The sequence below is a fragment of the Pseudomonas sp. 5.2 genome (genome assembly GCF_059025405.1).
Genome location: NZ_JBYBHH010000011.1, coordinates 138,936 through 161,994, shown reverse-complemented (window position 1 = coordinate 161,994; position 23,059 = coordinate 138,936). Strand labels below are relative to the sequence as shown.

Below are 23,059 nucleotides of genomic sequence, written 5' to 3'. Positions count from 1 at the left end.
CGATGCATACCACCGAATGCTGTATCGGCAGCCGGCCGGGAAAGATGAGGATAGAGCACACAGCGCGCTAAACAACGGCCCAGTAATAGCCTCAAGCCATTACTTTAGCGGGCAAACCCCTGGTGCGGCTACTGTCAGGCCAGCAGGCCCAGCGCCTTCGCTTTGGCCACCGCCTGGGTGCGGCGCTCGACGCCCAGTTTGCTGTTGATATGGCTGGCATGGGTCTTCACGGTGTGCAGCGAGATGAACAGCCGTTCGCTGATCTGCTGGTTGGAACAGCCTTGGGCGATCAGCTCAAGCACGGCCCGCTCCCGCCCACTCAATGCCTCGCCACTGCCACTGCTGACGGCAGGTAACGGAGGCAGGCGCTTGAGCAGTTCGACCTGGACCGGGCAAGCCGAGCGCGCTGCAAGCTGCTCGTGCAGCCACTGCGGGTGTTTTTCGAGCAAGGGTTGGAACGGTTGCAGGACACCGCCTTGGGCGGCCTCGAGTGCCTTTGGCAGCAGCCCGGCAGCCTGCGCGTCTCGGCCTTCAGCGAGCAGCAGGGCGAGCCACTGGCACAGTGCACTGACGGCCAGCAGCATGCCGCCACTGGCCACGCCACGTTCGACCAGCCCTGACAGGCGCTGAACCGACGCCTCGGTGCGCAACTGGATACGCTCGAGCAATGCCTGCTGCAGTTCGATATGCAGGGGTAATAGCGGGTGGAACTCCGGCGCTGCTGCCGGTTGCTCGCCACCGTAGGTCTGCCCCAGCCGCAGCAACCAGGATTCGGCAAGATCGGTGCGCCCTTGTGCCAACCACAGTTCGCACTTCACCAGGGTAATCATGGCCAAGTAGTAGATCGGTGGAACATCCCAGATGTGCATCAGCCGCTCCGCCTCGGCCAGCTCGGCGAACGCTTCGGCGAAGTGGCCCTCGCGGCCATCGAGCGTGGCAATGACGCAATGGCCGATCAGCACGCTGATGTCCCGGCAAGCACGCGCTTCGCCAAGCCCCGCACGCAAGCGCGCACGGCCTTGGGCTGATTGCAGGCGCGACACCAGCAGGTAACCCTCGTAGAGCGTCAGCCTGGCCCGTACGGCGTACAACCGCTGCCCCGACAGCCCCTGCAGGCGCTGCAGGCCCTGGCGCACTTCGTCCAGCGCCCGCAACACTTCACCCCGGGCATGCAGCACCCGTGCTCGATCGTAATGAGCCAGGGCTTCGAACAGCGGGTTGCCGACGCGCTGGGCCAGCTCCAGGGCTTCGCGGTTCCAGCCGCGTGCATGCCAGAAGTCGGCATCGGTGATGGCCAGGTTGGACAGTGTCGACAGGCACACCAGGCGCTGGCCGTAGCGCTTGCACGGCAAGCTTTGCAAGGCTTCGCCACAGTAGGCCAGGGTACGCGCGCGATCCCCCCGCCCCCGCGCGATCACCCCACTCAGGGCCAGCCACTGGGCCAGCATGGACTTCTGTGCGGTCGCCGAGGGCGCAGGCAGAAAACGGCTGAGGTAGCTTGCCAGTTCTTCGGCCGCATCCAGCTGGCACGCCAGCCCCAACGCCCAGCTGTACAGCACGATCAGGCGCGGCGTGCTGATCAGCAAGCTGTCGGGCAGGTCCATCTTCCAGCGCAGCAACATGCCAACGTTCTGCTCGGCCAGCAGTTGCTCCTCGGAGAGGCTCTGCACCAGGTCGGCCGCCACGTCCAGGTGGCCGGCCCGCAGCGCCTGCTCAACCGCCTCGTCCAGCAAACCCTGGGCCTCGAACCAGCGGCACGCACGCAGGTGCAGGCGCGCTGGCGGTTCGCTGGCCTGGCGGCTTCGCAGCAGGTCGGAGAACAGGTGATGGTAACGAAACCAGTGGCCGTGCTCGTCCAGAGGCACCAGAAACACTTGATGGGCCTGCAGGAAGCGCAGGATATCGGCGCTGTCCTGGCGGTCGCGCAGGGCATCGCACAGCTGGGCACAGAAGCGCTCCTGGCACGCCGTGTCGTAGAGAAAGGCCTGCACGTCGGCCGGCAAGATCTCGATGACTTCTTCCAGCAAGTAGTCGCGTATCAGCCCCTCGCCACCGTGCAGTGCGTGGGGCAAAGCCTGCTCATCACCGGACTCGCTGGCGGCCAGCTGCCAGAAGCGCAGCCCGGCCACCCAGCCGTCACTGCGCTGGATCAGGTTATCCAGCGCCTGGCCGCGCAAGCCGGTGGGTTGGCGGCCGATTACCGCCAGTGACTCGTCGGGTGTCAGCCGCAGCTCTTGCTCGTTGAGTTCGACCAGTTGCCGCGACAGGCGCAGGCGCGCCAGGTGCCAGTCCGGGCGCTGGCGGCTGGTGATCAACAGCACCAGGCCACTGGGCAAGTGATTGAGGAAAAACTGCAGGCAGCGGTCGAGTACGGGCCCTTGGGCCAAATGGTAATCGTCCAGCACCAACAGCAGAGGCGTATCGGCTTGCAGGTATTGGGCGAGTTCATCGAGCAGGCCGTCGATCCACTCCTCGAACGCGAAGGGCTGGTGGCGCTGGCGCATTTTCAGCAGGCCCATGGCTTGGCCACCCAATGCAGGGCAGTACTGCTGCAGGCCTTCGAGCAGCCGCTCGAGAAAACGGCCAGGGTCGGCATCGCGCTGGCTCAGGCCAAGCCAAAGGCTGCGCCAGTGCTCCGGCAGGGATTCGCAGAATTCGATGGCCAGCGAGCTTTTGCCAAAGCCCGCCGGTGCGTTGACCAGCAGCAACCGCCCATTGAGGCCGGCGTGCAAACGCTGACACAACCGCGCACGCGGCACATGGCCGTCCGGCAGCGGCGGCCGGAAGAAACGCCCGTCCAGCAGGCCTAGGGCCTGGCTGGCGAATCCATGCGTACGGGACAGATCTGTCATGGCCGGCTCGTTCTGAAGGGAAGACAACGGCGGTACGGATGTTTGCGAGACTAGCGGGTAATGCAGCGCATTTGAAGATGATGGGCACAATAGGGCTGTAAAAGACTACGACAAAAAGCAACAACCCTGATGGACAGGGGCTGGAGCGGGGGTTTGGTTGGGTATTCAGCAGATTTATTGCCCGCGCCCACAGGGATTGCGTAGCTTTCAAGGCCAGTGCAGTACCTGTAGGAGCAGCCTTGTGCTGCGAAGAGGCCGGTGATAACACAGTGATATTGGCTGTTATCACCGGCCTCTTCGCAGCACAAGGCTGCTCCTACAGGGCTTGAAACCATCGCCGGAGCAGGAAAAAGAAACGCCCCGGCAAGCCGGGGCGCTCTAGGGATCACACGGAGTTGGCGTTTAACGGTTCAACGTACACCTGCCTGGCGCAGGGCCGCGGGCTGGAAATCAGCCTTGCTGGCACTGAAGCCGAAGTCGTAGGCACGCTTCTCTTCGTTCTTCATGCCCAGCGCCAAATAACGACCCGACTGCAGGTCGTAGATGGTTTCCAGGGTGTACCAAGGCACCTCTTTGTTGTAGTACGGCTGGGAATGGGCTTCGGAAACGCGCCACAGCTGGCCACGGCCGTCGTACTGGTCGATCACTGCGGCCTGCCAGGTGTCTTCATCGATGTAGAAGTCACGCTTGGCGTAGATGTGCCGCTGGCCCGGCTTGAGGGTTGCGACCACGTGCCAGACGCGGCGCAGCTCGTAGCGCGACAAGTCTTGGTTGATGTGCCCGGCCTTGATGATGTCGGTGTACTTCAGCTTGGGGTCATCCAGTTTGAAGGCGTTGGAGGCGATGTACAGTTCCTTCTTGCCTTCCAGCTTCCAGTCGTAACGGTCTGGCGCACCGTTGAACATGTCCAGGTTGTCCGAGGTACGCAGGCCGTCGGCAGCGGTACCGGGGCCGTCGTACGACACTTGCGGTGCCTGCCGTACACGACGCTGGCCGGCGTTGTAGATCCACGCCTTGCGCGGCTCCTTCACCTGGTCGAGGGTTTCGTGCACCAGCAGCACGGTCCCGGCCAGGCGAGCGGGCGCGGTCACTTCCTGCTTGAAGTAGAACAGGATATTACCCGGGTTGCTTGCGTCGTAATCCTTCATCTTGTCGCGGAAGACGAACTGGTCGGAGAAATACACCGGGTTGAAAGAGCCGTTCTGCTGTGGCGTAGCCTGAGTAACCAGGCGGCTGACACTGCCCCCTCGGTAGCGTGTGATGTGGTTCCAGATCACTTCCAGGCCGCTTTTCGGGATCGGGAACGGCACCGCCGTATCGAAGTTGTTCAAGCCGTTGCCGCCTTCCACCAGTGTGGTCTGGGTGGCGTTTTTCTTGATGGCGGCGAATACATCGTCAGGCACGGTGGAGCCGCGGTGGGTCTTGAACACCGGGATCTTGAAGGTGTCTGGGTAGCGCTTGAACATTGCCACCTGGCCCGGCGAGAGCTTGTCCTTGTACTGGTCGACGTTCTGCGCGGTGATGGTGAACAGCGGCTTTTCGCTGCCATACGGGTCGGAAAGGAACCCCTTGGCATCAGCGCTGCCCGCTGTTTTCGACAGCGGTTGCCAAGCACTGATCGAGCCATCGGCGTTACCGGCCTTTTCGGCGCCCATCGGGGTCAGGGTGCTGCCCAGCTTGGCCGCCTCATCGGCAGACACTGCTGCCATGACACTGGTCGCCAGCAGGGACAGGCCCAGCACACCGGCTTGCAGCAGACTTCTGGTCTTGTTCATGTCGTGTCGTCCTGGATCAGTATTCTTAGAAGTTCACGCCGAAGCTGAGGGCGACGAAGTCGCGGTCATCCACGGTGCTGTACTTGCCGTCGAAGAAGTTGGTGTACGACAGGCTCGCCGTGTAGGTGTTCTGGTACTCGGCGTCCAGGCCCAGGCTGACGGCCTTGCGGCCTTCTTCAAAGTTGGCGCCAGGGCCGGGCGAGTAGCCGGAAACGTCATGCGACCAGGCCACGCTCGGCTTGAGGTTGACCCCGGCGAAGACGTCGTTGTAGTCCCAGATGACCCGGCCGCGGTAACCCCAGGAAGTGCTGGTGGTGTAGCCGTCGTTCTCGCACTTGCGATTCAGGTTGGTGGTCGATGCACCGGCACCCGCGCCTGCGATGGTGCTGGCGTTGAGCGCCTGGCAGGTGTCCGCGCCACCTGTGGCCGGCAGTGGGCCGGGGCCGAATACCGGGTCGCGGCCGTAGCGGGTTTCGTGGGCGTTTTCCAGGCCGCCGACATGGGTAACCCCCACCTCGCCCACCACGGTCATGCGGCTGGCGCCCATCACCTGGTCGAAGAAGTGCGTCAGGGTGGTCTGGAACTGGGTGATTTCCTTGCGGCGGTAGCCGTGCAGGTCCTGGCCAGGGGTACCGGAGAGCAGCGAAGCGTTGCTCAGGGCGCCACCAATCGGGCGTACACCGGAGAACAGGATGTCGGTGGTATTGAGCTGCACAGGCGCGTTGGGGCGGTAGCTGACTTCACCACTCCAGGCGGTACCGGTAGGCAGCGTGGTGGAGAAGCTCAGGCCGTACAGGCGGATGTCCTCAGGGTACTCGACGAAGTACTCGGAGTTACCGGCCACGATCAGCGGTGCCAGCGCGCGCAACTGTGCCGGCAGGGCACTTAGGCCAGCGAACACGGAGGGCGGGGCACCGGTGGCGCTGAAGATCGGCGCACGGCTGTGGTAGTTCATGAAGTAGGCACCGAACTCGGTGTCCAGCGGGTCGAACATGTAGCGCAGCGCCACACCGAACTGGCCGCTGTCACGCGCATCACGGTCGGCCCCGCGGCGCACCATCACGCCTTCCTCGTTGATGTTAACGCCCTGGGTGGCGAGGAACTGCTGGGCCGCGCCCGGTACTGTGCGGCTGCTGTTGAGCACGCGCAGGTTGTCGGTACAGCCGTCGGCAATGATGTCCGGCTGCGAGAAGAACGTGCCGCAGTTGTCGACGACGGTCTGGTCCCATTCGATCTGGTAGAAGGCCTCGGCCGACAGGTTGTCGGTCAGGCTCTGGGAGATGTAGAACATGTTGACCGGGATCAGGCCTTCCTTGATCTCGGCCCCAGGGCGGCGGAACGCGGACACGTCGATCGGGTTGATCGAGTTGATACCACCGCCGATGAAGGTACTCTCACCCCAGCTGACAACCTGCTTGCCCAGGCGCACCGAGCCTGGCATGTCGCCAATCGAATAGTTGTGGTAGACGAACGCATCGAGCAGTTCGGCGCCGGACGACTTGGCGCCTTCCTTGCGGTTGGAGTCGCTGATGTCCTTGAACTGGCGGCTTTCGTCCTTGAGCTCGAAGTCATACCAGTACTTGCCACGCACGAACACCCCGGTGTCGCCGTACTTGAGCTCCAGGTCGTGGATGCCCTTGAAGATCTTGGAGAAGGTCTCGCCACGCTTGAAGTTGAGGTGGCCGTCATCAGAGGTCTGCGACAGCCCCTTGCCGCCATTGTTGACCCCGATCAGGTTCTTGTTCGGGCTGGCGGTCGACCAGCTGGCGCCAACGGAGAGCGACGAGTCGAACTGCCCTTCGATTTCACCTATGTTGAAACTGACAGCGAAAGCAGGACTTGCGAGCGTGGAAGCAAGGCTGACGGCCAAGGGCAACTTGGCCCGGCGCCAGAACAGGTTTGCAGATTTCATCGACGCTACTCCATGTACTTTTTTGTTATGGCAGTGAGTCCTTTCAGAAACGGTCCGTGGGACCGGTGTGCAGGTTTGCACCTGCGGCAACACGGCTTGCGCGTGTCGCCCTCCCCCATTCCTGAAAATCTCCTGGCCTCGACTATAGCCAGCAAGGCACAGGCGCTTGATCCCTCTAAAGTGTGATTTGCGCTCCGTGCCGCCAACTCGCTACGAGGTTTTTCGGGTTACGTGCTGGCCGTGCTGAAGCATGGCGCATTTTTCCTGTTTGGCAAGGCGCCGAGCTCTCTAGCCTGCGGGTCGTGTTCTGTCGTCCACGACCCGCACGGGGTTTACAGGGTAGAAAGGAACGCACTGTTACTGGCCTGCCACTGGACGATGTCCTGGCGGATGCGTTTCTTGTCGAGTTTGCCGACACTGGTCTTGGGAATTTCAGTAACAACGGCGATCTGGCTTGGAATCGCCCATTTATTGATGTGCCCTTCTTCGACAAAAGGCTTGAGGTGGTCCTTGAGTGACTTGGCATCGATGGCCTGCCCATCACGTACCACCAACAGGGCAAACGGCCGCTCGCCCCACTGCGGGTCGGCGACCCCCACCACCGCCACTTCGCGAACGGCCGAATGGCGGCTGATCAAGTCTTCGAGGTCGAGCGAGGATATCCACTCCCCGCCCGTCTTGATCACGTCCTTGATGCGATCGCGGATATCGATGTAGCCCATGCCGTCGAGGGTCGCGACATCACCGGTGTGCAGCCAGCCGCCCTGCCACAGCTCCTCGCTCTTTTGCGCCTCCTTGAAGTAACCCATGGTCAGCCAGGGCGCGCGCAGCACCAGTTCGCCCTGGGTCTCGCCATCGGCCGGGAGGAAATTGCCCTCGCCGTCGACGATCGCCGCCTCGACCAACGGCACCGGCACACCGGCCTTGATCCGGTAGGTGACACGCTCGTCCTCGCTGCCCGCCTGTAGCTCATCGTTCAGGTGCGCTGCCGAGATCAGCGGGCAGGTCTCGGACATGCCGTACGCGGCAGTCAGCTGGATACCACGCGCCAGGGCCGCCTGATACAGCGAGCGGTTGAGCGCGCTGCCGCCGATGATGATCTTCCAGCCTGCGAAGTCCTGGCCCTGGGCGGTCGGGCAATTGAGCAACATCTGCAGGATGGTCGGCACGCAATGGGAGAAGGTGACCTGCTCTTCACGCCACAGCTTGACCAGCATGTCCGGCTCGTAACGCCCCGGGTACACCTGCTTCATGCCCAGCATGGTGGCGGCGTATGGGATGCCCCAGGCATGCACGTGGAACATCGGGGTAATGGGCATGTACACATCATCGCTGCCAAGCAGGCGCACGCTGTCGATACTGCCAGTGACCGACGTTTCGGCCAGGGTATGCAGCACCAGCTGGCGATGGGTGAAGTACACCCCTTTGGGGTTGCCGGTGGTGCCGGTGGTGTAGAAGGTGGTGGCCACCGAGTTTTCGTCGAAATCCGGGAAGTCATAGCGCGGGCTGGCGGCGGCGAGCAACTGCTCGTACTCGCCGACCAGGTTGGGCAGCTCGGCGGTCTTGTCCGGGCCGTCGGTCAGCAGCAAGGTCTTGTCCACGGTGGTCAACTGCCCGGCAATCGCTTGGTAAAGGCCGACGAAGTCGCTGTTGACCAACACCACGCGGTCTTCGGCGTGGTTCATGGTGTAGAGGATTTGTTCTGGCGACAGGCGCACGTTGATGGTGTGCACCACCGCGCCGATCATCGGGATGGCGAACATGCATTCCAGGTAGCGATGGCTGTCCCAGTCCATCACCGCCACCGTGTCACCGGCCTTGACCCCGGCCTCAGTCAGCACATTGGCCAGGCGCGCGATACGCTCGTTGAGCTGTGGATAAGTCAGGCGCAGCTGATCGCGATAGACGATCTCGCGGGTTTTCTCGTAGCGGCTGCCGGACATCAGCAGGCGTTTGATCAGCAGGGGGTAGGCGTAGGCGCCTTCGGCGGGTTTGATGATGCGGGTCTGCAACATGGGTATCCCTTTTCTGAAAAACGGGCCGGACAAGTCTGGATCTACTGTAGTAGCTGAATGTGACGGTCAAATCAGCCGAAGGAATGATTTGGACCGGCAAGGTATGAGTGGCAGGCGTTGACGCGCGGTAACCGCGGGCTAGACACTGCGCTCAACCGCTTCGGACAGTGCCCCCGAAGTTGATGGCCCATTTCCCGTCCTGCCACCGGAGAACCCCATGCTCAGCTCGCGTCGCGCCGTGTTTCTCGATCACCAGTCACTGGACTTGGGTGACCTCGACCTGTCCCCTTTGCGGGGCCAGTTCGACGCATTCGAGCTGTTTGCCGCCACCCGTCCGGAGCAGGTTGCCGAACGCCTGCAGGGCGCCGTTGCGGTAATCAGCAACAAGGTCATGCTGGATGCCGCGACCCTTGCGGCCAACCCGCAGCTCAAGCTGATCCTGGTGGCCGCCACCGGCACCAACAATGTCGACCTGGCGGCGGCCCGCGCCCAAGGCATCACCGTGTGCAACTGCCAGGGCTACGGCACGCCGTCGGTGGCCCAGCATACCCTCGCCCTGCTGCTGGCCTTGGCCACGCGGCTGTGCGACTACAACCAGGCAGTGGCCGACGGCCAGTGGGCCAAGGCCAGCCAGTTCTGCCTGCTGGACTTCCCCATCGTCGAGCTGGAGGGCAAGACCCTCGGCCTGCTCGGCCATGGCGAACTGGGCGGCGCAGTGGCGCGCCTGGCCGAAGCCTTCGGCATGCGCGTCTTGAGCGGGCAGATCCCCGGCCGCCCGGAGCGCGCCGACCGCATGCCCCTGGAAGACCTGCTGCCGCAAGTGGACGCGCTGACCCTGCATTGCCCGTTGAACGAGCATACCCGGCACATGATCGGAGCCCGTGAGCTGGCCTTGCTCAAGCCCGGCGCCCTGGTGGTGAATACCGCACGGGGTGGCTTGATCGACGAGCAGGCCTTGGCCGACGCCCTGCGCCAAGGCCACCTGGGTGGCGCCGCTACTGACGTGCTAAGCGTCGAGCCACCGGTCAACGGCAACCCGCTGCTGGCAGGCGATATCCCGCGCCTGATCATCACCCCGCACAGTGCCTGGGGTGCGGTGGAGTCGCGCCAGCGCATCGTCGGCCAGCTTAGCGAGAATGCCCAGGCCTATTTCGCCGGTCAGCCACGCCGCGTGGTCAGCTGAGCGCAGCGTTAGCCTCTGCTACACTGCGCGACTTTTTTTACAGGAGGCGTCGTCCATGGACCCGCGCAGTGAAGTGTTGCTCCGCCAGGCGGACCTGTTCCAAGGCCCGCTGCTGCTCGCCGGCGCGCCCGCCGACGACCTGCTCGGCCACCTGCCCATGGCCCATGGCTGGACCTGGCATGCCGGTGACCAGGCCATGCTCGAGGGCCGCTTCGCTGGCCGCAGCCATTATGGTGTCGAAGCCCCCCCCGTGGCCTTCGACAGCGCTGTGCTGTTCCTGCCCAAGTCCCGCGAGCTGGCCGCCTACCTGCTCAACGCCCTGGCCTCGCGCCTGGCCGGGCGCGAGCTGTACCTGGTCGGCGAGAAACGCGGCGGCATCGAAGGCGCGGCGAAGCAACTGCAGGCCTTTGGCAAACCGCGCAAGCTCGACAGCGCCCGGCATTGCCAGTTGTGGCAGGTGACCGTTGACCACGCGCCTGCGGCCACGCCGCTGGAAAGCCTGGCCGAGCGCTTCGAACTCGACCTCGAGGATGGCCCACTGCAAGTGGTCAGCCTGCCGGGCGTGTTCAGCCACGGCCGCCTCGACCGCGGCAGCGCCCTGCTGCTCAAGCACCTGGATGGCCTGCCAAGCGGGCATGTGCTGGACTTCGGTTGCGGTGCCGGGGTGCTGGGCGCCACGGTGAAACGCCGCTACCCGCAAAGCCGGCTGACCCTGCTCGACGTGGACGCGTTTGCCGTGGCAGCCAGCCGCCTGACATTGGCCGCCAACGGCCTGGAAGGTGAAGTGATCAGCGGTGATGGCATCGACGCGGCCCCTGCCGACCTGAGCGTGATCCTGAGCAATCCGCCGTTTCATACCGGCGTGCACACCAATTACCAGGCTTCAGAGAATTTGCTGAAAAAATCCGGCGTTCATCTGCGAAAAGGCGGCGAAATGCGCCTTGTTGCCAATAGCTTCCTGCGCTACCAGCCACTGATCGAAGGGGCCTTGGGTAACTGCCAGGTACGCGCCGAGGCGGACGGTTTCCGGATCTACCAGGCAACACGCGGTTAAAAACAGCGCTTGCCGAAACCGCTTCGGCTAGGCAGAATCCGCACCGTCCTAGGGGAGTAGTCTCCCGCGAGCACCCAGCTCGCCCGGCACGCGTCAACATACTTGGCCCACAGGCCATGGCGCGTGCGACCCACTATGCAGAGCCTGCATAGAGAGATCCGCACAGACGGATCCGCGGTTTGACAAGACCTATGACACGCACACCTTACCCGGGGCGGGAAGGCTGTACGTGTCATAGCCGTGTCGACCCGCCCCCGTAGGAAACCTGATGCTGGAATCTCTGCTGGTCCCCACCGCCATCGTTGCCCTCGCCGAAATCGGCGACAAGACGCAACTGCTCGCGCTCATTCTCGCCGCTCGCTTCCGCAAGCCTTGGCCGATCATCGCCGGCATCATCGCCGCTACCCTGGCCAACCATGCCGCCGCGGGCGCCGTGGGTGCGTGGGTCGGCGGGTTCTTCAGCGACTCGGCGCTGCACTGGATCCTGGCCGCCAGCTTCACTGCCACGGCGCTGTGGACACTGGTGCCGGACAAGATGGATGACGATGAAAACCCTGCGCGTCGCTTCGGCCCGTTCCTCACCACGCTGATTGCGTTTTTCCTGGCCGAGATTGGCGACAAGACCCAGGTGGCGACAGTCATGCTTGCCGCGCAATACCCGCACCTGATCATGGTCATCATCGGCACCACGCTGGGCATGCTGATTGCCAACGTGCCGGTGGTATTGGCGGGTAACTTTGCGGCAGACAAACTGCCGTTGACCCTGATTCGCCGACTGGCGGCTACCGCGTTCGCCGTGCTGGCGGTGGTGGCGGTGTATTCGGCGATGAAGGCCAGTGGCTGGGTGGGCTGATAGTTGCTGGGTAGGCTGACCTGTAGGAGCAGCCTTGCGCTGCGAAGAGGCCAGTAACAGCACAGCAGACCTTCGGCGCTGTCACCGGCCTCTTCGCAGCACAAGGCTGCTCCTACAGGTGACGCAGATTACTTCTTGGCAGCCTGATACAGCGGCATCACCTTCGGAATCGCTGCCTGCAACGAGGCAATACGGCTTTCGGACGCCGGGTGAGTGCTCATGAACTCAGGCGGCGCGCCTTCGGAAGCCTTGCTCATCTTGTTCCACAAGGTGATCGCGGCATTCGGGTCGTAACCGGCACGTGCCGACAGCTCCAGGCCGATCAGGTCCGCCTCGTTCTCATTGGCACGGCTGTTGGGCAAGGTCATGGCGTAGTTCACCACGGTGTCGGCCATGGCCATGCTGCTTTGGCCCAGGCCGAAGATGGCACCCGCACCCTGACGGGCCATTTCCACGCCATAGGCCTTGGACATGGCTTCGCGGCTGTGCTCACGCAGGGCGTGGGCGATCTCGTGACCGACCACCGCAGCAATCTCGGCATCGGTCAGCTTGAGTTGGTCGATCAGGCCGGTGTACACGATGATCTTGCCGCCAGGGCCACAGTTGGCGTTGAGCTCGTCGCTCTTGATCACGTTGACTTCCCAGTTCCACTGGGCGGCATCCGGGCGAAACTTCGGCGCCTGGGCGATCAACCGGTCAGCGATGACCTGCACGCGCTTGGCATCGGCACTGGATTTGTCCAGCACGCCCTTGTTCGACGCCTCACCGAGGGTCTGCTGGTAGGACTGGGCGTACATCTGGTTGACCTCATCGGTCGAGAGCATGCTGAACATGTACTGCTTGCGCTCGACACCGACGGCTCCGCCGCTGGTGGTATTCACCGCCTGGCAGCCTGCCAGCAGGATACCGGCACTCAACACACTGACAACAAATGACTTACGCATGGAAACACTCCCTTTTACATGCGGCGTATCCTAGGCTTAGTCGCCTGGGCCCGCCATAGCCGCAGGGAAGAATTTTACCGGCTGCACGGCCGCGCGTTCTGGCCGGCGTCAGGCCGGCGTCAGGCACTCCGGTGCATCCAGTTTCGGGTCGTTGACGAAGTTTGCCAACGCCCGCTCACGCAGCGTAGCCGGGGGGCTGGCCAGCAGTTCCTGCAGGCGTGTGATCGGCGTATCAGGGTCCAGCCAGGCCGCCTGCCCCGCCTCGTCCAGAATCAACGGCCGGCGCTGGTTCATGGCTGCTTGGGTCACCACCGCGCAGCTCAGCCACACCTGGTCCTGCACCGGATAGGCCTCCCACACCGCCGCAAAATACAGTGACGACCCCTCCCCTGGGGTCAGCCAGTAGGGGCGTTTGCGCACCGTACCGCGCCATTCATAAAAGCCATTGGCCGGCATCAGGCAGCGGCGCTGGCGAAACGCTTCGCGGAACATCGGCTGTTCGGCAAGGGTTTCTGCTCGGGCATGGGCAGGCGTGCGGGAAAGGTCAGTGAGCCAGGCTGGCGTCAGGCCCCAGCGTGCCTTGGCCAAGCCATGCTCGCCGTCGACCTGGCGCTGGATCAACACCGACGCACCGGGCGAGATATTCCATTGTGCCGGCTGGCCGACGGGGAAGCCCGGCAGACTGGCAAGGGCCTGGGGCCAGCGAAACAGGGCGTAACGTCCACACATGGGCGAATCTTTTACCTAGCAGATCAAGGTACCGGGATAGCTCTCCGGTTCGTCACCAACCAGTGGCTGGGCATCATTGTACGCATCGATCAGCTGCCGTGCGTACTCGGCCTGCTCGTCGGGCACGGCAAGCCCCAGCAAACCCTGCATCGGCAGCTCACCGGCAGCACCCACCAGGTCGCGGCCGACCAGGTGCACCGAGATGCCCTCACTGGCCAGCATGCCCACCAGCATTTCAGCCTCCAGCAGGCTTTCCGGTTCGTAGATCCGTTGCATCAGGCATCGTCCTCGCGTCTGACTTCGAGCATCCATTCGTCACCGTGCACCTGCAGGATGAACACCACTGGCTGGCAACAGACCTGGCAATCCTCGGTATAGACCTGGTCGCCACTGGAGATATCGACAGTGGTTTCCACCCGTTCGCCACAATACGGGCAATCATAGAAGTCAGTTTCCAGCATCGCGGCCTCCACGGTGACTTATGCGTATAATTGCCGGTCTGATTACAGGGCCTGTGCGTGTTCGAGCCGTTTTTCGAACCCCGTCCCTACCTATTACCCTAGCCGTTTCCAACAAGAGAGCATGATGGGCGAATTCGATGCCATCCGACCGTACGACGATGCTGAGGTCCCTGCCGTGTTGGCACGCCTGCTCAGCGACCCGGCATTCCTCGATATCCTCACCCACTTCCGCTTCCCGCGTGCTGCCGCCCCACTCGGCTGGCTGCTCAAGCCACTGATCGCCCGCCGCCTGCGCAAGGAATTCGCCGGCGTTACGTGCGTGTCGACCTTGCAGGACAAAGTCGAATACTACGTCGACCAGACCATCGAGCGCGCCACCGACGGCGTTACCTATTCGGGCGTCGAGCAACTCAAGGCCGGCACCGCGTACCTGTTCCTGGCCAACCACCGCGACATCGTCATGGACCCGGCCTTCGTCAACTACGCCGTCTACCACGCCGGCCTGCCGACCCCGCGCATCGCCATCGGTGACAACCTGCTGCAAAAACCCTTCGTCAGCGACATGATGCGCCTGAACAAGAGCTTCATTGTGCACCGCTCGCTCAGCGGTCGTCGCGAGAAGCTGGCGGCTTACCAACTGCTCTCGGCCTACATCAACCATTCGATCCGCAACGATGGCGCATCGATCTGGATCGCCCAGGCCGAAGGCCGCGCCAAGGACGGCGACGACCGTACCGACTCGGCGATCCTCAAGATGTTCCACATGAGCCGCAAGGACGAGCCTTTCGGTGCGGTCATTCAAAGCCTGAACCTGACGCCGGTTTCGATCAGCTACGAGTACGACCCCTGCGACCAGGCCAAGGCCCGCGAGCTGTACATCCGCGCCACCACCGGCACCTACAAGAAGGCGCCGGGCGAGGACGACAACAGCATCGCCAAGGGCATCACCGGCTACAAAGGCCGGGTGCACATCAACTTTGCCGCGCCGGTGACCGAGTACTTCGAGGACACCAAGCAGCTGGCAGCCGAAATCGACCGGCAGGTCCTCGGTGGCTACCGGTTGTTCCCGGTGCACTACCTGGCCTACGCGATGTGGGACGAGAAAGATGAGGCACTGCAAGTGCCGAGCGCCGAGAAGGTGTTCCCAGGCGAAGAGCTGGCGCGTGCCAAGGAAGAATGGCAGCGTCGCTTGGAGGCTTGCCCTGAAGAACAGCGGCCGTACCTGGTGTTGCAGTACGCGACGCCGGTGCGCAACCAGTACCAAGTCAAGCAGCAGGCGCCAGTTGCCTGATCAACCTGGGGCTGCTTTGCAGCCCCAAGGGTTCACACCCAGGTACTGAACCAGGACAGCAGCAGCGCCATGGCCAGGCACGAAAAACCGAGAATATAGAAGTAACGCGGCACCCTCAGGTCAAACGCATCCACCACCCCCTCATCCACCGCCAGGCTTTCCCGCGTGAAAACCTCGCGCCGCCGCGCGCTGTGCAGCAGCATCCCGCCGGGGCACGTCATCAGCAACGCCAGCAGGTTGATCAGCTTGGTGGGATGGGCGGCCAGAAACCCCCAGAGCACTTGCAACGACATTACACAACCTCGGTTTGAAGGACGGCAAAGGCCGGCATTCTACCCAAGTCCGGCGTGGGCGCTCGGGCTCGGCGACAAAGTGTCACTAAATTTCATCTGTCACAGGTTCGTCATCAGAACAGGCCACGCTGTCGGCCTTTTCCCGATCCGGAGCTTGTTCATGCTGCACGCCGAAAACCAGGACCGCCTCTATCTCGTAGCCCAGAGCGACGAACAGCAGGCGTTGATCGACGGTTTTGCCATCAATGTGCAGGACCGCCAGTGGTTGGTCTATTGCGCGCTGGGTGGGCACGCGCATCAGGACTTGCCGGAGGTGGATGTGGCCACCGGTTTCAGCCTGCTGGACTTCCACATCCAGGCGGCCTGAAGCCCCCCAAAAAAACAAACCCGCTGCCTGTCAGCCAGGCAGCGGGCTTGTTTTAGCGGGGCTGAACGCTTATTCGCCCAGTACTTGCCCGATGGTCGGGTCTTTGAACAGGCGGGTCAGGGCGTCGCTCAGCACGTCGCTGACCAGCTTGGTGTTGGTTTCCTGGTTCGGCGCCATGCCGAAACGCTGGTCCAGCGAGGCACCGTAACGGCCGCTGTAACGGCGGTTGGCGTTGGCCACGTCGGCACGGAAGGTGGCACCGATGGTGGCCTCGGTCACGTACAGGTTGTCCTTGGGCGACTGGTACTTAAGCTCGGCCAGGGTCACGGTCAACTGCGGGGCATTGTAGGCATTCGCCGTCGGGGTGAAACCGAGCAGGCGCACAGCGGCTTCGGCCTGGGCCTGCAGCTTGGGCAGCACATCATTGCCACTGACACTGATGGTGCTGGTCTCGGGGTACATGCCACCGCGCGTGCCCAGGGACTGCGAAGCCCGGCCATCAACCACTTTGACCACCACCGGCTGACCGTGGCCGACAGGTGCGAGCTGGGCGGTGAGCTTGGGTTGCGGGCTGAGTTGTTGCGGGCTGTGGGCACATCCGACCAGGCTGAGGCTGGCCACCGCGATCAAACCGAACAACAGACGTTGCAACATGCGCGTTTCTCCAGAAAATGCGGCTAAGGCCCACAGTATACCCAGCCTCGCACAGGCCAGTCATCGCCAAGACCGCGCTGTCACAATCGTTTCATGCCCCCGCCGTTATCCTTGGCCCAGCCCTAACACACAGGACTCACCGCCATGGCCTCGCTCTGGACACTGCTCTTCCAACGCCCGCGCCACCTCCCCTATGCCTGCCTCGACGCCGAGGGCAAATGCCTGGCATTCAAGCACTGCAGCCAGCCACCCAGCGCCAGCGGCTGGGTCCAGGTGAATGAAGTGCAACTCGCCTGGCTGGGCCGCCAACTGCCCGCCAGCGCCCGGGTTTGCGCCCGCGCAAACAACCGTTGGCATCAGCGCAGCCTGCCGGCCTGACAAACGCTGCAATAAAAACCACGAATAACGACCTTTCTGCCCGCGACATCGCTATAATCTCCCCCCGATTATAAGGACGTCTCCTGATCGGGCCCCGCATTTGCCGCTTGACCCCGGCACCTTCACCGCTTCGCCCACAGAGAGCCTTCCACTCAGGTCTTGCATCGGCTGTCGTGCCTGCTTTTCCGGCCCTTCGCACTGCATGAACCTGTGGGTTGCCATCGCGCAGTCCCCTTTTGAGGTTCACGTCTCCAAAAGAGCGTGAAAAAACGGTTTTTCACAACTTCACGAGAGTGTGGCGAGCAAATGAACAGTCTGGCATGTGCAAAAGCGGCAGATGTGTCCCGAACAGCCCTGAACAGGCGGCAACTGCGCTCATCCCGGATGAGTGTCTGAGGCCGTTCCATAACGCACGCACGACACCTTGACCATAAGTCGAATTGCCGCACCCGTGGCAATCGGGGTTCAATACCCGAACCCGAAGACTGATTGGCGGTGTCCGCGGAAGTTGCAAGAACTGCGAAAAGTCGGACATGGCGATCCTGGCGAACCCAGGGATCCTATGCTGTCAATTAGGTAGCTGTAGATTGTGGAGACGCGTTAAATGGCGCAGAACGAATCGGTTGATGTAGTACTGGTAGGCGCGGGCATCATGAGTGCCACCCTGGCCGTACTGCTCAAGGAGCTCGACCCGACCCTCAAGCTGGAGGTCGTCGAGGCGATGGACTCCGGGGCCGCGGAAAGCTCCAACCCCTGGAACAACGCAGGTACCGGCCACGCTGGCCTGTGCGAGCTTAACTACACGCCCCAGGCCGCCGATGGCAGCATCGACATCAAGAAGGCCGTGCACATCAATACCCAGTTCGAGGTCTCGCGCCAGTTCTGGGCTTACCTGAGCAAGAAGGGTAACTTCGGCTCGGCGCGTGCCTTCATCAACCCTGTCCCACACCTGAGCTACGTCGAAGGTGACAAGGGTGTTTCCTTCCTCAAGAAGCGCTTCGAGCTGCTCAAGCAGCATCATGCCTTCTCCGAGATGGAATACACCGAAGACAAGGCCGTGATGAGCGACTGGATGCCGTTGATGATGCCCGGCCGCCCGGCCGACCAGCACATCGCCGCCACCCGCGTGGCGAAAGGCACCGACGTCAACTTCGGCGCACTGACCAACAAACTGCTCAAGCTGCTGGGCGACTCGCCCGACGCGCAGGTCAAGTACAGCAAGAAAGTCGTCGGCCTGCGCCGTAACGGCAGCGGCTGGACCGTGAGCATCAAGGACGTCAACAGCGGCGGCAGCCGTGAAGTCGACGCGCGCTTCGTGTTCCTCGGCGCCGGTGGTGCGGCCCTGCCGCTGCTGCAACTGTCGGGCATCCCCGAGAGTAAAGGCTTCGGCGGCTTCCCGGTCAGCGGCCAATGGCTGCGTTGCGACAACCCGGAAATCGTCAAACAGCACCAGGCCAAGGTTTACAGCCAGGCTGCGGTCGGCGCGCCACCGATGTCGGTGCCGCACCTGGACACCCGCGTGGTAGACGGCAAGACCTCGCTGCTGTTCGGCCCGTACGCAGGCTTTACCACCAAGTTCCTCAAGCATGGTTCGCTGATGGACCTGCCACTGTCGGTGCGCATGGGCAACATCGGCCCGATGCTGGCCGTGGCCCGCGACAACATGGACCTGACCAAGTACCTGGTCAGCGAAGTGATGCAGTCGATGGAACAGCGCCTGGAATCGCTGCGCCGCTTCTACCCGCAAGCCAAAGCCGAAGACTGGCGCCTGGAAGTGGCCGGCCAACGTGTGCAAATCATCAAGAAAGACCCGAAAAAGGGCGGCATTCTGCAGTTCGGTACCGAGCTGGTCTCGGCCCAGGACGGCAGCCTGGCCGCACTGCTCGGCGCATCGCCGGGCGCTTCGGTAACCGTTTCGATCATGCTGGAACTGATCGAGCGTTGCTTCCCCGAGCAGGCCAAAGGTGCCTGGGCTGCCAAGCTCAAGGAAATCTTCCCCGCTCGCGAGAAGGTCCTGGCAACCGATGCCGCGCTGTACAACAAGATCAGTGCCGACAACGATGCCGCGTTGGAACTGGTGGAAGACAGCCCGGCCAAGCATTACGCCTGAGCTGGCTGAAACGAAAAAACGCCCCTCGGGGCGTTTTTTTTGTGCCTGCGTTTTGGCCTGTGCCGGCCTCTTCATGGGCAAGCCCACAGGTTTTTCACAGATCTTGAGAGCGGTGCAATACCTGTGGGAGCGGGCTTGCCCGCGAAGAGACCAGTACAGGCTTAACAATCAGCCGCGGGCTTTATCGATGATCTCGATGTACTCAGGAGCATTGCGCTGGTCGGCGATCTGTTCGATGAAGGTCTTGCCGTGCTCGTCCTTGCCATCCAGGTCCAGGCCCGCTTCGACGAAGAAGCCGACGAAACGCTCGAAGTCGTCGACACGCAGGCCACGGTAAGCCTTGACCAGCTTGTGCAGCGACGGCGAAGTCACGCCATCGGCCGGCTCGAACTGAAGGAACGACTTGATGTAGTCGTCGCTGATTTCGTCACCGATTACCTGTTTCTTGTCTTTACGCATTGCCGACTCCAACTGGACCATCACGGAATTTCGAAGGCCGGCAGTTTACCCCCCGCAGGGCGCGCGCCTCAACGCGTACGTACGGTGCCGGTGTGCAGGTCAGCCCAGATATGGCCGTTGCCGTAGGTCAGAAACTGCACGTAGAGCGTTTCGTTGCGCAGCAGGTCCATGATCACGCGGTAATCACTGACCGGGTAGTTGAGGCTCAAGGTGCGGGTTTTCTCATCATAAACCGGCTTTTTCAAGCTTTTGCCGGCTTCGCCATCGAAGGTCAGCAGCACCTGGGCGATGGTGGCGCCCTTGCTCAGCGGCTTGCCCTTGAGGCGCATTTGCAACGATGCGGTGATGGGGATTGGTTGCTGGTCGGACTGGCGCTGGGCACCGACCACCACTGCATAATCGGTCACTTGCAGCAGTTGCTGACCGGTCGGCGCTTCCTGGCGCAGGGACAGGTCGTCAGGCGGCAGAAACTGGCTGTGCAGCGGTGCGGCACAGATCGGCAGGCTGACCGCCAGCAGGAGGGGAAGAATCGCACGCATGTGAGGCTCCTTGGCTTGAACAGGCACTCTAGCATGCTGTGTTCAGCCTGTACCGGGAGCCCGCGATCAATCGAACTGGGCGCGCATCCAGGCCTGGTACTCGGCCACGCCGGCCTCGCCTTCACGCGGCGCCCAGTGGGCATGCTCGCCCTCGCCCACTGGCCGGTACGGCCCGGCCTTGCATTCGAAGAGAATGCTGTTCGGTTCCAGTACCACCAACCCGTGGTAGGTACCGGGCGCCAGGTCTACACCCAGGCAGTCGCCGCCGGCCTGCAGCACCCGCTTTTCAATCACCGCACCGTGCTCATCGAAGATCAACAGGCCAAGGCGCCCCTTGAGCACGATCAGTGCTTCGGCCTTGTCGTCGCTCAGGTGCCGATGGGGTGGGATGTAGGTCGTCGGCTGCAGCCCGACTGCCATGCGGTGGCAAGGCTCTTCCATCTCATGGAAGTTATGGTGCTGCCGCCCGCGAGGGTTGGCGGCAGCCTTCTGCGCCAGCTCGGCGAACAGCGATTGGTCGATGAACGCGGGCTGGCGCATGGTTACAGCCCCTTGACGGCGAAGATGCCGTTAGCGTTACGCCAGTAGCCCTTGTAGTCCATGCCATAGCCGAAGATGTAGCGATCGACGCAGGGCAGGCCGACGTAGTTGGCTTTAAGGTCCGGGCTGGCTTTGCGGTCGTGGTCCTTGTCGATCAGCACCGCGGTGTGCACCGAGCGCGCACCGGCGTGCTTGCAGAACTCGATGATGGCGCTGAGGGTGTGGCCTTCGTCGAGGATGTCGTCGACGATCAGCACGTCACGGTCGATGAACGAGACTTCTGGCTTGGCTTTCCAGAACAACTCGCCGCCGCTGGTCTGGTTGCGGTAGCGGGTGGCGTGCAGGTACGACGCTTCCAGCGGGAACTGCAGGTGGGTCAGCAGCTTGCCCGAGAAGATAAGGCCGCCGTTCATCACGCAGAAGACCACCGGGTTCTTGTCGTGCAGGTCTTTGCAGATCTGCTCGCCGACCTTGGCGATGGCCGCTTCGACTTCGGCTTCGGTGTACAGACAGTCTGCTTCGCGCATGACTTGACGGATGTGCTCGAGATCGGCGGGCATTGCGCTCTCCAGGGGGGGTATTTTGGAAAAGCGGGCAAAGGTACGCATCCGCTCGCCACAGATCAAGCATTTATGGACTAACGTCCAAAAGGACTACACGACAGCACAGGCTGAATAGATTAATCTAGCGCGGTTTTTTTGCCCGCCTTTCGGAGCCCCCCCTATGCCCACTCGTGAGATCCGCCATCCGCTGATCCGCCACAAGCTCGGCCTCATGCGCCGTGCCGACATCAGCACCAAGAATTTTCGCGAACTTGCCCAGGAAGTCGGCGCGCTTCTGACCTATGAAGCCACCCAGGACCTGCCACTGGAAACCTACGAGATCGACGGGTGGTGTGGCAAGGTGCAGGTCGAAAAAATCGCCGGTAAAAAGATTACCGTCGTCCCGATCCTGCGCGCCGGCATCGGCATGCTCGACGGCGTGCTCAGCCTGATTCCAGGTGCCAAGGTCAGTGCCGTCGGCGTCGCGCGCAACGAAGAAACCCTCGAAGCCCACACCTACCTGGAAAAGCTCGCGCCGGACATCAACCAGCGTCTGGCCCTGATCATCGACCCGATGCTGGCCACCGGCGCCTCGATGGTCGCCACCATCGACCTGCTGAAAAAAGCGGGCTGCAAAGAGATTCGCGCCATGGTGCTGGTCGCCGCACCCGAAGGCATCAATGTGGTGGAAAAAGCCCACCCGGATGTACAGATCTACACCGCATCGATCGACCAGCGCCTGAACGAGCACGGCTACATCGTGCCAGGCCTGGGTGATGCCGGCGACAAGATCTTCGGCACCAAGCAAAAGGACGCCTGACCATGCAGGACGGCTTCAACGACCCGCTTTGGCGCCAGGTCGTTTCGGGCGCGCAGATGCTCTTTGTGGCATTTGGCGCGCTGGTGCTGATGCCACTGATCACCGGCCTCGACCCGAACGTCGCGCTGTTCACCGCCGGTATCGGCACGCTGCTGTTCCAGCTGGTCACCGGCCGTCAGGTCCCGGTGTTCCTGGCATCCAGCTTTGCCTTCATCACCCCGATCATCCTTGCCAAGGGCCAGTTCGGCCTGGCCGAAACCATGGGCGGCGTAATGGCCGCAGGCTTCGTCTACACCTTCATGGGGCTGATGGTAAAAATCAAAGGCACCGGTTTCATCGACCGCATGCTGCCGCCTGTGGTGATTGGCCCAGTGATCATCTCGATTGGCCTGGCCATGGCGCCCATCGCTGCCAACATGGCCATGGGCAAGGGCGGTGACGGTGCTGCGCTGATGCCTTACAAGACCGCCATGCTGATCTCGATGCCGGCACTGCTGACTACCTTGATCGTCGCAGTTTTCGGCAAGGGTATCTTCCGCCTGGTGCCGATCATCTCTGGCGTACTGGTGGGCTTTGCCCTGGCGTTTGCCTTTGGCGTGGTCGACACGGCCAAGATTGCCGCTGCACCGTGGTTGGAGATCCCCAACTTCACCGCGCCAGCGTTCAACTGGCAGGCCATCCTTTTCATCGTGCCGGTAGCCCTGGCACCGGCGATCGAGCACATCGGTGGGGTGATTGCGGTGGGCAGCGTCACCGGACGCGACTACCTGAAAAAGCCTGGCTTGCACCGCACCCTGCTGGGTGACGGCCTGGCGACCACGGCTGCCGGCCTGTTCGGTGGCCCACCCAACACCACCTACGCCGAAGTGACCGGCGCGGTGATGCTGACCAAGAACTACAACCCGAAGATCATGACCTGGGCGGCGGTGTTTGCTATTACCCTGGCCTTCATCGGCAAGTTCGGCGCGCTGCTGCAGAGCATTCCGGTACCGGTCATGGGCGGCATTCTGTGCCTGCTGTTCGGCTCGATTGCGGCGGTGGGCATGAACACCATGATCCGCCACAAGATCGACCTGGCCGAGGCGCGCAACCTGGTGATCGTTTCGGTGACCCTGGTGTTCGGTATTGGCGGCGTGTTGATAGGCAGCGGTGACGGCCCGGACGACTGGGGCCTGAAGGGCATCGCCCTGTGCGCCGTGGTGGCCATTGCCCTTAACCTGATCCTGCCGGGCAATGATGGCTGGAAGAACAAGAAGCTGGATGATCAGCTGCCTTGAGTGACACGGGC

Annotated in this window: 23 protein-coding genes and 1 riboswitch; of the genes, 9 read left to right on the top strand and 14 right to left on the bottom strand. The window is 62.6% G+C overall.

Annotated elements, in window-relative coordinates; translation table 11 throughout:
- Nucleotides 1-134: 134 nt before the first annotated feature.
- The 4 genes from AC5PZ0_RS18060 to AC5PZ0_RS18045 form a co-directional block, all read right to left on the bottom strand.
- Nucleotides 135-2,852, bottom strand: coding sequence for a winged helix-turn-helix domain-containing protein (locus AC5PZ0_RS18060; RefSeq protein ID WP_454242518.1), 2,718 nt, complete (start codon nt 2,850-2,852; stop codon nt 135-137).
- Nucleotides 2,853-3,262: 410 nt separating this feature from the next.
- Nucleotides 3,263-4,627 carry a DUF1329 domain-containing protein gene (locus tag AC5PZ0_RS18055; RefSeq protein ID WP_265970037.1) on the bottom strand — a complete coding sequence of 455 codons (1,365 nt, stop codon included), beginning with the start codon at nt 4,625-4,627 and terminating at the stop codon, nt 3,263-3,265.
- Between the two features lie 25 nt (nt 4,628-4,652).
- Nucleotides 4,653-6,539, bottom strand: a complete 1,887-nt coding sequence (locus AC5PZ0_RS18050) for a DUF1302 domain-containing protein (RefSeq protein ID WP_027594444.1) — start codon at nt 6,537-6,539, stop codon at nt 4,653-4,655.
- A 332-nt stretch (nt 6,540-6,871) separates the two neighbouring features.
- The gene (locus AC5PZ0_RS18045) at nt 6,872-8,554 is read right to left on the bottom strand and encodes a fatty acid--CoA ligase (RefSeq protein ID WP_238214489.1); all 1,683 of its coding nucleotides are present in this window, start codon (nt 8,552-8,554) and stop codon (nt 6,872-6,874) included.
- Between the two features lie 217 nt (nt 8,555-8,771).
- On the opposite strand from AC5PZ0_RS18045, the gene AC5PZ0_RS18040 reads away from it, so the two are divergent.
- From AC5PZ0_RS18040 to AC5PZ0_RS18030, 3 genes are all read left to right on the top strand, one after another.
- Complete coding sequence (locus AC5PZ0_RS18040) at nt 8,772-9,737, top strand: 2-hydroxyacid dehydrogenase (RefSeq protein WP_099428324.1); 966 nt, start codon at nt 8,772-8,774, stop codon at nt 9,735-9,737.
- A gap of 55 nt (nt 9,738-9,792) precedes the next feature.
- Nucleotides 9,793-10,791 (top strand): methyltransferase, encoded by a 999-nt coding sequence (locus AC5PZ0_RS18035; RefSeq protein WP_186681749.1) that lies wholly within the window; start codon nt 9,793-9,795, stop codon nt 10,789-10,791.
- 39 nt (nt 10,792-10,830) lie between these two features.
- A riboswitch (yybP-ykoY riboswitch) is annotated at nt 10,831-10,950 on the top strand.
- A gap of 112 nt (nt 10,951-11,062) precedes the next feature.
- Nucleotides 11,063-11,644, top strand: coding sequence for a TMEM165/GDT1 family protein (locus AC5PZ0_RS18030; RefSeq protein ID WP_264313979.1), 582 nt, complete (start codon nt 11,063-11,065; stop codon nt 11,642-11,644).
- Nucleotides 11,645-11,772: 128 nt separating this feature from the next.
- Here AC5PZ0_RS18030 and AC5PZ0_RS18025 read toward each other — a convergent pair whose 3' ends face one another.
- The 4 genes from AC5PZ0_RS18025 to AC5PZ0_RS18010 all read right to left on the bottom strand — a co-directional run bounded on the left by AC5PZ0_RS18025 (nt 11,773) and on the right by AC5PZ0_RS18010 (nt 13,778).
- On the bottom strand, nt 11,773-12,588 hold the full coding sequence (locus AC5PZ0_RS18025) for a M48 family metallopeptidase (RefSeq protein ID WP_027594449.1): 816 nt from the start codon (nt 12,586-12,588) through the stop codon (nt 11,773-11,775).
- Nucleotides 12,589-12,696: 108 nt separating this feature from the next.
- Nucleotides 12,697-13,317, bottom strand: coding sequence for an SOS response-associated peptidase (locus AC5PZ0_RS18020; protein WP_085274099.1), 621 nt, complete (start codon nt 13,315-13,317; stop codon nt 12,697-12,699).
- A gap of 15 nt (nt 13,318-13,332) precedes the next feature.
- Entirely contained in the window at nt 13,333-13,593 is a 261-nt protein-coding gene (locus AC5PZ0_RS18015) for a putative signal transducing protein (protein WP_027594451.1), read from the bottom strand.
- Nucleotides 13,593-13,778 (bottom strand): CPXCG motif-containing cysteine-rich protein, encoded by a 186-nt coding sequence (locus tag AC5PZ0_RS18010; RefSeq protein WP_027594452.1) that lies wholly within the window; start codon nt 13,776-13,778, stop codon nt 13,593-13,595. The genes AC5PZ0_RS18015 and AC5PZ0_RS18010 overlap by 1 nt, the downstream gene beginning before the upstream one ends.
- 121 nt (nt 13,779-13,899) lie before the next feature.
- Here AC5PZ0_RS18010 and AC5PZ0_RS18005 point away from each other — a divergent pair, with 121 nt between their 5' ends.
- The gene (locus AC5PZ0_RS18005; protein WP_099428322.1) at nt 13,900-15,069 is read left to right on the top strand and encodes a 1-acyl-sn-glycerol-3-phosphate acyltransferase; all 1,170 of its coding nucleotides are present in this window, start codon (nt 13,900-13,902) and stop codon (nt 15,067-15,069) included.
- A gap of 32 nt (nt 15,070-15,101) precedes the next feature.
- Here AC5PZ0_RS18005 and AC5PZ0_RS18000 read toward each other — a convergent pair whose 3' ends face one another.
- Nucleotides 15,102-15,362, bottom strand: a complete 261-nt coding sequence (locus tag AC5PZ0_RS18000; protein ID WP_493855435.1) for a hypothetical protein — start codon at nt 15,360-15,362, stop codon at nt 15,102-15,104.
- Nucleotides 15,363-15,522: 160 nt separating this feature from the next.
- On the opposite strand from AC5PZ0_RS18000, the gene AC5PZ0_RS17995 reads away from it, so the two are divergent.
- Nucleotides 15,523-15,729 (top strand): hypothetical protein, encoded by a 207-nt coding sequence (locus tag AC5PZ0_RS17995; RefSeq protein WP_027594455.1) that lies wholly within the window; start codon nt 15,523-15,525, stop codon nt 15,727-15,729.
- Between the two features lie 69 nt (nt 15,730-15,798).
- On the opposite strand, the gene AC5PZ0_RS17990 is transcribed toward AC5PZ0_RS17995, so the two are convergent.
- Nucleotides 15,799-16,383, bottom strand: coding sequence for a YajG family lipoprotein (locus AC5PZ0_RS17990; RefSeq protein WP_085274100.1), 585 nt, complete (start codon nt 16,381-16,383; stop codon nt 15,799-15,801).
- Nucleotides 16,384-16,527: 144 nt separating this feature from the next.
- On the opposite strand from AC5PZ0_RS17990, the gene AC5PZ0_RS17985 reads away from it, so the two are divergent.
- Both AC5PZ0_RS17985 and mqo read left to right on the top strand, forming a co-directional pair.
- Nucleotides 16,528-16,761, top strand: a complete 234-nt coding sequence (locus tag AC5PZ0_RS17985; protein WP_493855434.1) for a hypothetical protein — start codon at nt 16,528-16,530, stop codon at nt 16,759-16,761.
- Nucleotides 16,762-17,365: 604 nt separating this feature from the next.
- Nucleotides 17,366-18,871 (top strand): malate dehydrogenase (quinone), encoded by a 1,506-nt coding sequence (mqo, locus tag AC5PZ0_RS17980; protein ID WP_099452910.1) that lies wholly within the window; start codon nt 17,366-17,368, stop codon nt 18,869-18,871.
- Nucleotides 18,872-19,039: 168 nt separating this feature from the next.
- Here the strand turns inward: mqo and AC5PZ0_RS17975 are convergent, their stop codons facing one another.
- The 4 genes from AC5PZ0_RS17975 to AC5PZ0_RS17960 all read right to left on the bottom strand — a co-directional run bounded on the left by AC5PZ0_RS17975 (nt 19,040) and on the right by AC5PZ0_RS17960 (nt 20,969).
- A complete protein-coding gene (locus AC5PZ0_RS17975) occupies nt 19,040-19,330 on the bottom strand; it encodes a PA4642 family protein (protein ID WP_454242520.1) in 291 nt (96 codons plus the stop codon).
- Between the two features lie 68 nt (nt 19,331-19,398).
- Nucleotides 19,399-19,869 (bottom strand): hypothetical protein, encoded by a 471-nt coding sequence (locus tag AC5PZ0_RS17970; protein ID WP_027594458.1) that lies wholly within the window; start codon nt 19,867-19,869, stop codon nt 19,399-19,401.
- Nucleotides 19,870-19,935: 66 nt separating this feature from the next.
- A complete protein-coding gene (locus AC5PZ0_RS17965; protein WP_493855433.1) occupies nt 19,936-20,409 on the bottom strand; it encodes a WbuC family cupin fold metalloprotein in 474 nt (157 codons plus the stop codon).
- Between the two features lie 2 nt (nt 20,410-20,411).
- The gene (locus tag AC5PZ0_RS17960) at nt 20,412-20,969 is read right to left on the bottom strand and encodes a hypoxanthine-guanine phosphoribosyltransferase (protein WP_027594460.1); all 558 of its coding nucleotides are present in this window, start codon (nt 20,967-20,969) and stop codon (nt 20,412-20,414) included.
- A gap of 163 nt (nt 20,970-21,132) precedes the next feature.
- Between AC5PZ0_RS17960 and upp the strand changes: the two genes are divergently transcribed.
- Together upp and AC5PZ0_RS17950 are read left to right on the top strand one after the other, a co-directional pair.
- Nucleotides 21,133-21,771 (top strand): uracil phosphoribosyltransferase, encoded by a 639-nt coding sequence (gene upp, locus AC5PZ0_RS17955; protein WP_027594461.1) that lies wholly within the window; start codon nt 21,133-21,135, stop codon nt 21,769-21,771.
- A gap of 2 nt (nt 21,772-21,773) precedes the next feature.
- The gene (locus AC5PZ0_RS17950; protein WP_027594462.1) at nt 21,774-23,048 is read left to right on the top strand and encodes a uracil-xanthine permease family protein; all 1,275 of its coding nucleotides are present in this window, start codon (nt 21,774-21,776) and stop codon (nt 23,046-23,048) included.
- Nucleotides 23,049-23,059 lie beyond the last annotated feature (11 nt).